Origin of the sequence: Micromonospora sp. NPDC051006, from assembly GCF_044456245.1 — a bacterium.
Classification (GTDB): Bacteria; Actinomycetota; Actinomycetes; order Mycobacteriales; family Micromonosporaceae; genus Micromonospora.
The window spans coordinates 45,926-57,527 of record NZ_JBITFP010000004.1; the positions used below are offsets into that span (position 1 = coordinate 45,926).

Consider the following 11,602-nt stretch of genomic DNA (forward strand, 5'->3'; position numbering starts at 1 on the left):
CCCTACCCCGGCCGCGGCCCGCCCGGCCCTCTTGCCCCGCGGCCCCCCCCCCCCCCCCCCCCCCCCCCCCCCCCCCCCCCCCCACCCCGCCCCAGCAGCGAGGAGATCGACACCGTGAACAGCACAGTGGGGCGCGCAGCCGCCCCACCGACTCCCCGGTGGTCGCACCGGTTCCGCAGGGTGGTCGCCGCCGCGGCGGCCGTCGGGCTCGCCGCCGGCGGCCTGCTCGCGACCGCCACCCCCGCCTCCGCCGCCGACTCGTACACCTTCACCAACACCGTCAATCCGATCCTCGGCGACGGCAGCTACTACTCGGCCGACCCGGCGCCGGTGGTCGTGCCGGCCGGCGCGCCCGGCAACGACAGCGGCCGGGAGCAGCTCTACATCTACACCGGCCACGACCAGGCTGGGCCTTCCACCAACGACTTCGTCATGAACGAGTGGGGCGCGTTCCGCACCGCCGACGTCGAGGCCGGCGAGTGGACCCACTTTCCGTCCCTGATGCGCCCGGAGCAGGTCTTCGCCTGGGCGACGCCGGGCCGCGCCTACGCCGGCCAGGTGGTCCGGGGCGTGGACGGGCGCTACTACTGGTACGTCCCGATCAACGAGCGGGACAGCCCGGCGTCCGACAAGTTCGCGATCGGCGTGGCCGTCTCGGACAGCCCGACCGGCCCGTGGACCGACCACGCCGGCGGCCCGATCATCTCCCAGCGCGTGCCCACCCCGAACAACATCCACAACATCGACCCGACGATCCTCATCGAGGGCACGGCGCCGAACCAGCGGGTGTTCGTCTACTGGGGCTCCTTCAGCCAACTGCGCCTGCAGGAGTTCCAACCGGACATGAAGACCCCGGTGGGCACCCAGCGCACCGTCACCGGGCTGACCGGCTTCTTCGAGGCTGCCTGGATCTTCAAGCGCAACGGCACCTACTACCTGGCCTACGCCGGGAACAACGCCGGCCCGACGTCGCAGTGCACCCCGGCGAACTACCACGCCTGCATCGCGTACGCGACGGCGTCGTCGCCGGAGGGGCCGTGGACCTACCGGGGCACCATGCTCCGGCCGGTCTCCTCGACGACCAGCCATCCCGGCATCCTCGAGTTCAACGGCGAGTGGTACATCGCGTACCACACCGCCGACGCCGCAGGCGGTGGCCACTTCCGCCGGTCGGTGGCGATCGACCCGGTCGAGTGGGACGACACGCAGACCCCGCCGCGGATGAAGCTCGTCACGCCGACTCCGGTCAAGGGTCGGGACATGACCCCCCGGCCGAACATCGCCCAGGCGGCGAAGGTCACCGTCTCCAACGAGCCGGTGCCCACCCAGTACTGGGTGAAGGCGCTCAACGACGAGATCGTCCGGTCGAACCCGCTGCCGCCGGACATGTGGGGGACCTGGACCGGCAACAACCCGCCCCAGCAGTGGGTGCAGTACACCTGGGACCAGCCGATGCGGATCTCCGGTTCGCAGATCGAGTTCTGGAACGACAATCCGCAGGGCAGCGGCGTGGGTGTCGCCGCTCCCTCCCGCTGGCGCGTGCAGTACTGGGACCTCGGCGCCGGGCAGTGGACCGACGTGCCCAACCCGAGCGGCTTCCCGACCGGCACCCAGGGCTTCCAGGACACGAGCTTCGACCCGGTGACCACCACGCAGGTTCGCGCGGTGTTCGACGCGTCGACCAACGGCAGCACCTACTCGGCGGTGGCCGTCGAGGAGTGGAAGATCCTCGCCGCGCAGCCGACGACCGTGGCCGAGCCGCGGCTGACGGTGGAGGTGGGGGAGACCGAGCTGCCCGACACCACCGCCGTGTCGTTCGGCGAGGAGACGCTGCCCGTGCCGGTCTACTGGGACCCGGTGCGACCGGAGGACGTCGCGGCGCCGGGGACGTTCACGACCCGGGGCACCGTGCTCGGCTACGCGGCAGGTCGCGTCTCCGCGCAGGTGACGGTCATCTCGCCGGGCGACACCGAGGGCGACGAGACCCCGCCGACGGTGACGCTCACGCCCAGCGGCAGCGCGGGCAGCGCCGGCTGGTTCCGGTCCGCCGTGCGGGTGCGCGCCGCCGGCGTCGACGACCGTGGCGGCCGGCTGAGGATCGAGTCGCGGGTGGACGACGGCCAGCCGGTCGTCGTGACCGACGTCCGCTCCGTCGACGTCAACGTCTCCGGGGACGGCCAGCACAGCGTCACGGCGACCGCGACCGACCGGGCCGGCAACCTCTCGGAGGCCGCGAACCTCACCGTACGCATCGACGCCACGGCGCCGGTCAGCACGGCCACCGTGAACAGCTCCACCCGGGCGGTCACGGTGACCGCGAGCGATGCGACCTCCGGCGTCGCCCGGATCGAGTACGCCATCGGGTCGGGCCCGTGGACCGCCTACGCCGGTGCGATCGCGGCACCGGACCCGGACCGGCACACCGTGTCGTTCCGCGCGCTCGACGTGGCCGGAAACCTGGAGACCGCCAGGACGGTCACCATCCCGGCGGACCTGTCCGGGCCGCTCACCGGCAACATCGCGCCCATCGCGACCCCGACCGCCTCCTACACGGCGGGTTGGAACAGCCTGACCGCCCTCAACGACGGGACCGACCCGTCGAACCCGAGCCAGGCTCAGCTCTGGGGCACCTGGTCCGGCAACCGCCCCGCGACCCTGTGGGTCCAGTACGACTGGGCGCGTCCCGTCCGGATCACCGGAACGGAGTTGAAGTTCTGGCGGGACGCCAACCGCGGCACCGGCGACGGCGTCGCCGAGCCCGACGGGTGGGTGCTGCAGTACTGGGACGAGGCCGGCGCGGCCTGGCGGGACGTGACCGGCGCCGGCGCCTACGGCACGAGCACCACCGCGTTCAACACCGTCACCTTCGACCCGGTCACCACGCCCCGGGTCCGAGCCACGATCCGGGCCAACGGCAACGGCACCACCTACTCCGCGGTCGCGATCACGGACTGGCGGGTCTTCGCCGACGATCCGGGTGTCCAGCCCGAGTTGCCGGTCACGGTCACCGTCCAGTCGCGGTGCCTCGCCGGCAGGGCGTACGTCGCCGTGCAGGCGCGTAACGACCACGACGCGCCGGTGGACATCGCCCTGGAGACCGCGTACGGCCAGCGATCCTTCGCCGACGTCGTGCCGGGCGCGAACGCCTACCAGTCGTTCGGCACGCGGGCGGTCTCGGTCGCGGCGGGCTCGGTGACCGTCCGGGCCACCGGGACCGTCGACGGCGAGGACGTGACGACTGTCCTCACCGAGGAACACCCCGGCGTCGACTGCGCCGGCTGACCCACCCTGTCCGACATCCACACATCACGATGGAGCATCGCATGAACACGTTCAAGCGTAGGCGGCTGGTCGCGGCGGGTGCCGCCGGTGCCGCCCTGGCCGGGACGATGGCGCTGCAGGCGCCGGCCCTGGCCGATCCCGACGACAGCGCCGACGTACGGGTGACGGTCGACATCGAGGAGATCAGGGAACCGGGCGTCCTGGCGATGTCGATCGCCGGCGACTCCGTCGCGCTGTCCGAGGACGGCTCGACGCTGCTGGTACGCCAGTTCGTCGGCACCCTGCCGACCGTGACCGTCACCGACACCCGTACCGAGGAGGAGGTGCCGGCGGGCGCCGCGTGGGCCGTGCTGGGTAGTGCCACCGATTTCGCCGGCAGCGCCGGCCAGGCGCCGATCAGCGCCGGGCATCTCGGCTGGGCGCCACGTCTGCTCGACGGCGGCGACACCGGCCTGGTCACCGAGGGGGAGGAGGTCGTGACCGTCCTCGACGAGCCGACCCAGCCCGGCAACAACGTGGGCCTGGTCGACCAGGAGCTGCTGGTCTCGACGTTCGACTCCGGGGCCGTCGCCGGTGACTCGTACTCGGTCAACGCCGACGTGTACCTGCGTACCCCGGCGGAGGTCGCCGCCGGCGAGTACACCTCGACGTTGACCCTGTCCCTGTTCGAGTAGCGCACGGGTGGGGGGCCGCGCGGCCCCCCACCGCGCCTCCCGTGTCGAAGGGCTCCCCATGAACCGAACCCTGCCGCGGTTGCTCGCCGTGCTGGCCGCGCTGCTCGTCACCGTGCCGATCGCGCCCGCCGCCGCTCCGGCGCAGCCGGCCGCTCCGAAGCTCACCTGGTCGGTCCAGCCGGCCGACCGGCACGGCCCGGACGGCCGCCGGTGGATCGAACTCACGCTCGACCCGGGTCAGGTCATGACGGAGCACCTGGCCGTACGCAACTTCAGCGGCGGCAGCGTGGTCTTCGCCCTGAAGGCGGCCGACGGCTACCTCACCGACAAGGGACGCTTCAACATGCTCTCGTCCGACCAGGAGTCGGTGGACGGCGGCACCTGGATCCAGGTGCAGCAGAGGGTCACCGTCGGCGCAGGAGAGACGAAGGTGGTGCCGTTCACCATCACCGCGCCCCCGGACGCCACACCGGGGGACCACCCGGCCGGGATCGCGGCGACGGTCACCAGCGCCGGGGGCACGGTCGCCGTCGAGAGCCGGGTCGGCTTCCGGGTCATGATGCGGGCCAGCGGCACGGCCACGGCCGCCGTGGCGATCAGCGACCTCACCGCCAGCTACCGGCGCTCGTGGAACCCCTTCTCGGCCGGCGCGGTCGAGATCAGCTACACCGCGACGAACGACGGCAACGTGGCCGCGACCGGCAGCGGGCGGGTGACGGTCACGGGTCCGTTCGGCCTGGGCAGGCAGAGTGCCCCGGAGGCCAAGGGTGAGGAACTCCTGCCGGGCGGTAGCCGGAAGGTCGGCAACCGCGTCGCCGGCGTCTGGGCGTTGGGCCCGCTGCGGACGAGGGTCGACGTGACCCCCGCCGTCCTCGGCGGCGATCAGGGTGCCGTCGACATCCGGCCGGCCTCGGGCACCGTGACGGTCTGGACGGTGCCCTGGCCGCAACTGGCCCTCGCCGCACTCCTCGCCGTCCTCGTCCTCGCAATGCGGGCCCTCGCCCGGCAGCGCCGCCGGCGGCTCGGGCGGCTGCTCGCGCAGGCCCGGGAGGAAGGCCGGGCGCAGGGCTGGGAGGCCACGCTCATCGGTGGCCCGCCACCGGCGTCGTGACGCCGCCGGACGCCCCGCCGCTACACCTCCAGTGGCAGTTGATCGTGGTGGAGCCGGAAGCCGTCGAGGTCGGCGGGGTCGACCGCGAGACGCAGGTCGGGAAGCTGTTCCGCGATGCGCTCGATCATGATTCGGCTCTCCAGCCGAGCCAGGTGAGCCCCGAGGCAGAAGTGGATCCCATGCCCGAAGGCGATGTGCCTGCGAACGTCCGCGCGGTGGATGTCGAACACGTGCGGCCGGTCGAACACGTCGGGGTCCCGGTTGGCGCCCCACAACGACAGGGCCACGCGGTCGAAGGCGGGAATCCGGCCACCGGCCAGCTCGACGTCCTGAAGGGCGAATCGCGGTGGCACGATCTCGACCGGCCCCCGGAACCGGAGTGTCTCCTCGACCACCGCCGCGGCCAGCCGCGGATCGTCGCGCAGCGCCTGCCACTGCTCGGGGTGGGCGAGCAGGAGGCGGATGCCGTTGCCGATCAGGTCGACGGTCGTCTCCTGGCCGGCGACGAGCAGCAGCTGCACGAGCGCCACCAGCTCGTCGCGATCGAGCTGGTCGCCTCGGTCCTCGATGGTCACCAGTTCCGAGATCAGGTCGTCGGCGGGCACGGCCCGCCGCCGGGCGGCCAGCTCGTCGAGGTACGCCCCGAACGCCAGCGTGGCTGCCGAGCTTCCGTTCCCGGCCGCCACGATCTCCGCCGACCAGGCGCGGAACTGCGACCGGTCCTGCTCGGGAATGCCGACCAGCTCCGCGATGACGTTGACCGGCACCGGGTCGGCGAGGTCGGCGATCCCGTCGATGCGTCCGAGCCGGCGCGCCCGCGCGACCAGCTGATCGGTGAGGTGGCTGATCCACGGCTCCAACCGGGCCACCGCGCGGGCCGTGAAGCCGCCGCTGACAAGCCCTCGCAGGCGGGTGTGGTCCGGCGGATCGAGACTGATGAGCTGCCGGGACTCGATTCTCGCCAGTTCGGACAGTTCGTGCGGGGCAGGTCGCCGACCGCCGGGGCAGTGCCGTTGGATCTCGTGCCCTATCGCCGGATGGCGCAGGGCTTGCAGCACGTCGGCATGTCCGGCGATCACCCAGAACCTGGTGCCCGCCGGGTCGACCTGAAGGACGGGTTGGCCGGCGGCTCGCACCCGGTCGTAGAACGGGTGCGGGTCACGGCGTACCGCGGGGTCCCACAACTCCGAGACGCCGAACTCGGCGGCCACGTAGCCTCCATGAAGGGCAGTTGGGTGAGCGCTAACATAGGACTGTTTCGCAGAGATGTCAACTAGGTTCAAGTCCTTGTCAGTGCGGGTCGGCGGCCATAGAGTTAACGCTCACAATCCCCGGCGCGATCGCGAAACCTGCCGCCGACAACCCAGTCCCCTTCCGCGGCCGCTGAGTGCGTCGACGTCGGTGGGCCAAGCACAACGGTTCCGTGCGGGAAACGGCCGAGCGGTCAGTCCCTAGCTACCTGGGAAGGATGATCCACAGTGGTTGAACCCGAGAAGGTCCCTGTCAGCCGGCGCCACGTTCTTCAGGCATCGGCGATCGGCGTGGCCGCCGCGGTCGGCGCGGGCGCGCTCCCGGCGGCAGCCGCCGAGGCGGCGACGGCCACCGAGGCGGCGACGGCCACCGAGGCCGCAGCCGGCCCGGCCCCGCTGCCCGCGACCCCGCCCGAACCCGGCCCCGGCGGCACCGCACCGGTCCGGCCTTTCCAGCTACGCGACGTGAACCTGGGCAACGGCCTGCTCCAGGAGAAGCGCGACCGCACGAAGGACTACCTCCGCCAGTTCGACGAGCGGCGCTTCCTGGTGCTGTTCAACAACCAGGCCGGTCGGCCGAACCCACCGGGTGTCGCCGTGCCCGGCGGCTGGGAGGACGGCGGACTGCTCAGCGGTCACTGGGCCGGGCACTACATGACGGCCCTGGCCCAGGGCTATGCCGACCTTGGCGAGCCGATCTTCAAGACCAAGCTCGACTGGATGGTCGACGAGCTCGCGGCGTGCCAGGCCGCGATCACCGCGCGGATGGGCAACGGCGGCCCGGGCGGTGAAGATCCGGAGGAGCCGGAGATCGGTCGGGTGCCGGGCCGCTTCGGCAACGCCCTCCGGCTGAACGGCCCCAGCCGGGCGCAGCACGTCACCCTTCCTCAGGAGGCGATCAGCCAGCTCGCCGACTTCACCATCGCCACCTGGGTGAATCTCGGCGCCACCCAGAGCTGGAGTCGGCTGTTCGACTTCGGTCAGAACACCACCGTCAACATGTTCCTGACCCCGCGTGCCGGCGTCACCGGCAACGTGCCTCGGTTCGCGATCACGGTCAGCGGCGGCGGTGGGGAACAGCGGATCGACGGCAACGCGGCCCTGCCGACCAACCAGTGGGTGCACCTGGCCGTGACGCTCACCCAGAACACCGGCACGCTGTACGTCAACGGTCAGCAGGCCGGCCAGAACACGAACATGACCCTCAACCCGTCCCATCTCGGGAACCCCGGAAACCGGTGGATTGGGCGGTCGCAGTACGGCGACGCGTTCCTGGACGCGACCATCGACGAGTTCCACATCTTCGACCGGGCCCTGAGCCCGGCGGAGGTCCAGTCGATGCAGGACTCGCCGACCGGGAGCACCGCCGGCGGATCGATCGCCTGGTACCGGTTCGAGGAGGAGGGCGGTACCGCGATCAAGGACGCCTCGCCCAACGGGCGGGACGGCGGCATCGTGGCGAGCCAGAGCAGCGGGCCCGCCGACTGGGTGCCGACCCACCCCGGCTATCTGGGCGCGCTGCCCGAGGACACGGTACTGCGGCTCGGTCCGCCGCGGTGGGCCGTGTACGGCGGCAACGCGGCCACCAACACGTGGGCGCCGTGGTACACGCAGCACAAGATCATGCGCGGTCTGCTCGACGCGTACTACCACACCGACAACCAGAAGGCCCTCGACGTGGTCGTCAAGATGGCCAACTGGGCGCACCTCGCGCTGACCGTCGGGGACAAGAACCACCCCCAGTACACGGGTCCGATCACCCGGGACAACCTGAACTACATGTGGGACCTCTACATCGCCGGCGAGTCCGGCGGCGCGAACGAGGTGTTCCCCGAGATCTACGCGCTCACCGGCGACGCGAAGCACCTGGACACCGCCAAGTGCTTCGACAACCGGGAGTCGCTCTTCGACGCCTGCGTCGAGAACCGGGACATCCTGGTCACCACCCCGGCCACCCGCCCCGGCCGGCGCCGCCCGGATCGGCTGCACGTGAACCAGCACATACCGCAGTTCGTCGGGTACATGCGCGTCTACGAGCACAGCGGGGACCCCGAGTACTTCCAGGCCGCCAAGAACTTCTACGGAATGCTCGTCCCGCACCGCAGGTACGCGCACGGTGGTCTGGGCGGCAACTTCCCCGGCTCCAACAACAACACCGAGTTGTTCCAGAACCGGGACAACATCGCGAACTCGATCGCCCAGGGCGGTGCGGAGACCTGCAGCGCGTACAACCTGCTCAAGCTGGCCCGCAATCTGTTCCTCCACGAGCACGACCCGGCGTACATGGACCACTACGAGCGGGGGCTGCTCAACCAGATCGTGGGCTCGCGGGCCGACACGACGAGCGTCAGCAACCCCCAGGTCACCTACTTCCAGCCGTTGACCCCGGGCGTCACCCGTAGCTACGGCAACACCGGGACCTGCTGCGGCGGGACGGGGCTGGAAAACCACACCAAGTACCAGGAGACGATCTACTTCAAGTCGGCCGACGGCAGGACGCTGTGGGTCAACCTGTACGCGGCGTCGACGCTGACCTGGGCCCAGAAGGGCTTCGTCATCACCCAAGAGACGAATTACCCGCGGGAGGACCACACCAAGCTGACCGTGAACGGCCGCGGCCGGCTCGACATCAAGCTGCGGGTGCCGAGCTGGGTGCAGCGGGGCTTCTTTGTCACGATCAACGGGGTCCACCAGAAGACCACCGCCAAGCCTGGCAGCTACCTGACGTTGAGCCGCACCTGGAAGCCCGGCGACACCATCGAGATCCGGATGCCGTTCAGCATCCGGATCGAGCGGGCGCTGGACCGCCCCGACACGCAGTCGATCTTCTGGGGTCCCCTGCTCATGCAGATCCTGGGGAACCCGGGGGGTGGTAGCTACCGTGAACTGTCCCTGTACCGCCATCTGAAGCGGGACGGAGACTATGGTCGCTCGGCGATCACCTACGCGAGCACCACGGCTGCGGGTGACCCGCTCTTCACCACGCACGGCTTCAATCTGCGGCCGTACTACATCAGTGACACGCAGGCCGCCTCGTCGTACTTCCGTCGGGTCGAGCCGACAGTGGTGTTCGGATCGGTCGACACCGGTGTGCCCAACCGCAAGCGCGACGACAACCTGCCGAACTACGACGTACCGGTGGCGGGCATCACGTCGCCCGGCGACGACGGCCCGACCTTCCTCGACCTGGTCTGGGACGAGGCGCCCTTCAAGAATCACGGCCAGTTCGTGTCGACCGTCAACCGCGTGGCGGCGGAGTTCCGCCGGGCGGGGATCTTCACCGAGGAGGAGCGGGACCTCGTCGCCACGCACGCCGCCCGATCGAACAAGGAGCTCGCCCCGTAGGCGACGCCCCGTCGCCCAGCACACCGACGAACGCCGCGGCCCGGTCGAGTCGACCGGGCCGCGGCTGGGCGGAGCAGGGGCGAATCGCGGTGTCGCCGTGCTGACGCCGGCTCCGGTGGCGTCCTGACCGGCGGATACGATCCCGTGTTTGTCGGTCAGGGCGGTACGCATTCGGGTTGGCTGCGAAGTTCGACGATTGGAGCGGCCGCAATCGGCCCACCGACGGTATCGCGGCCACTCCGGTGGGCGACGTCGGGTCGGCAAGACCCCCGGCGATTTCGCGGGACGCCGATTTGTTTCTCCAATCCCCGTCGCGCAGGGCCTGGCAAGCGTGGGTAAGTGTGCTGCGGTTCGAACGGCAACGTCGGAACGGTGACGGGAAAATGGTCGGCTCGACGCGCTCGCGCAACCGGTGGCCGCAGCCGCCTTGCGGTGCGCGGACCGCAGGTCGGCGCTGGTGCGCCGGTGCGGGCGACGCCGCACCCGCACCGCCGGGGCGGTTGTCGGTGGCGGCCTGCCACCGGCCGTAAAGCGCCCGCAACAGGCCTGTTACCTGTCCGGTCCGGGTCCGGAACAGGTCGTTCGGTTAATCGGTCCGACAAAGACGGGCAGTCGCGTCCGGCAGCGCCAGCGGAAAGGGGCAAGAATGTCACCCCTACGAATCCATGAGAATCTCGACATGCTTCACCGGGGTGACCCCGCCATGCCGCGGTAAGCGCGGCAACTGGCGTAGACTCGGCGATCTGGCGGCGGCAGGCGGAAACAACATCCGGGTGCCGTCCGCGACAGAGCACCGGAAACTCCGGTTCGATTCGGTGAACACCGGCTGGCCACGGTTCCAGCAGGCAGGCGGGGAGAGCGACATGACCATGCGCGGTCCGGCGATGACGGACGTGGCCCGCCTCGCTGGCGTCTCCCACCAGACGGTTTCCCGGGTGCTCAACGGGCATCCCAACGTGCGCGAGCAGACCCGCCTGCGCGTGCAGGCGGCGATCGCCGAACTGGGCTACCGGCCCAACCGCGCGGCCCGGGCACTGGTCACCGGCCGGTCGCAGGTGATCGGCGTGGTCGCACAGAACACCACCCTCTACGGCCCGGCGTCACTGCTCGCCGCGCTTGAACAGGCGGCGGCCGAGACGGGCTTCGCCGTCAGCGTGGGCAGCGTGCGCGACCTGGACCACGAGTCCATCTCCGCGGCGGTGGAGCGGCACCTGGCGCACCGGGTCGCCGGCATCGTGGTGATCGCGCCGGTCGAATCGGCCGGCGAGGCGCTGGAGCGTCTGCCCAAGGACGTTCCGCTGGTGACCATCGACGGTGACCCGCGGCGACCGGTGCCCCTGGTGACGGTCGACCAGGTCGCCGGTGCTCGGGCCGCCACCCAGCACCTGCTCGACGCCGGGCACCGCACGGTCTGGCACGTGTCCGGGCCGCCGGGCTGGTTCGACAGCGCAGGGCGGATCGAGGGCTGGCGGGAGGCGTTGCAGGCCGCGGGTGCGGAGCTGCCGCCGTTGATGCCGGCAGACTGGTCCGCGGCGGCCGGCTACCGGTGTGGACAGTTGCTCGCCCGGATGCCGGAGGTCACCGCGGTCTTCGCCGCCAACGACCACCTCGCCCTCGGTGTGCTGCGCGCGCTGCACGAACACGGCCGGCGGGTGCCGGACGACATCAGCGTGGTCGGTTTCGACGACGTGCCGGAGGCCTCGTACTTCATCCCGCCGCTGACCACCGTGCAGCCGGACTTCGCCGCGGTGGCTCAGGCGAGTCTGGACATGCTGCTGACCCAGATCGAGTCGGGCGGCGTGACCGCACTGCGCCACTCCATCGCGCCGACCCTCATCGAGCGGCAGAGCGTGGCTGGTCCGGCCCGCCGCTGACCGCGGCTCTGGTGGCGGCGCCGCCCCGGCGCGCCGGCCCGCCATCTGTCCCTCAGCGAAGTGGCC

Annotated in this window: 6 protein-coding genes; 5 read left to right on the plus strand and 1 reads right to left on the minus strand. The window is 71.1% G+C overall.

Translation table 11 applies throughout. The features are described from left to right. The first annotated feature begins 105 nt into the window (after window positions 1-105). Genes ACIBBA_RS08970 through ACIBBA_RS08980 form a run of 3 tightly spaced genes read left to right on the plus strand, consistent with a single transcriptional unit; the run spans window position 106 to window position 5,067 of the window. Window positions 106-3,282 (plus strand): family 43 glycosylhydrolase, encoded by a 3,177-nt coding sequence (locus tag ACIBBA_RS08970; RefSeq protein WP_396695920.1) that lies wholly within the window; start codon window positions 106-108, stop codon window positions 3,280-3,282. 41 nt (window positions 3,283-3,323) lie between these two features. Continuing rightward, entirely contained in the window at window positions 3,324-3,956 is a 633-nt protein-coding gene (locus ACIBBA_RS08975; RefSeq protein WP_396695280.1) for a hypothetical protein, read from the plus strand. 58 nt (window positions 3,957-4,014) lie between these two features. Then, window positions 4,015-5,067, plus strand: a complete 1,053-nt coding sequence (locus ACIBBA_RS08980; protein WP_396695282.1) for a hypothetical protein — start codon at window positions 4,015-4,017, stop codon at window positions 5,065-5,067. A gap of 20 nt (window positions 5,068-5,087) precedes the next feature. Here ACIBBA_RS08980 and ACIBBA_RS08985 read toward each other — a convergent pair whose 3' ends face one another. Then, entirely contained in the window at window positions 5,088-6,278 is a 1,191-nt protein-coding gene (locus ACIBBA_RS08985; RefSeq protein ID WP_396695284.1) for a cytochrome P450, read from the minus strand. A gap of 267 nt (window positions 6,279-6,545) precedes the next feature. On the opposite strand from ACIBBA_RS08985, the gene ACIBBA_RS08990 reads away from it, so the two are divergent. Next, complete coding sequence (locus ACIBBA_RS08990) at window positions 6,546-9,662, plus strand: beta-L-arabinofuranosidase domain-containing protein (protein ID WP_396695286.1); 3,117 nt, start codon at window positions 6,546-6,548, stop codon at window positions 9,660-9,662. 869 nt (window positions 9,663-10,531) lie between these two features. Beyond that, window positions 10,532-11,536, plus strand: coding sequence for a LacI family DNA-binding transcriptional regulator (locus ACIBBA_RS08995; RefSeq protein WP_396695922.1), 1,005 nt, complete (start codon window positions 10,532-10,534; stop codon window positions 11,534-11,536). The last annotated feature ends 66 nt before the right edge of the window (window positions 11,537-11,602 follow it).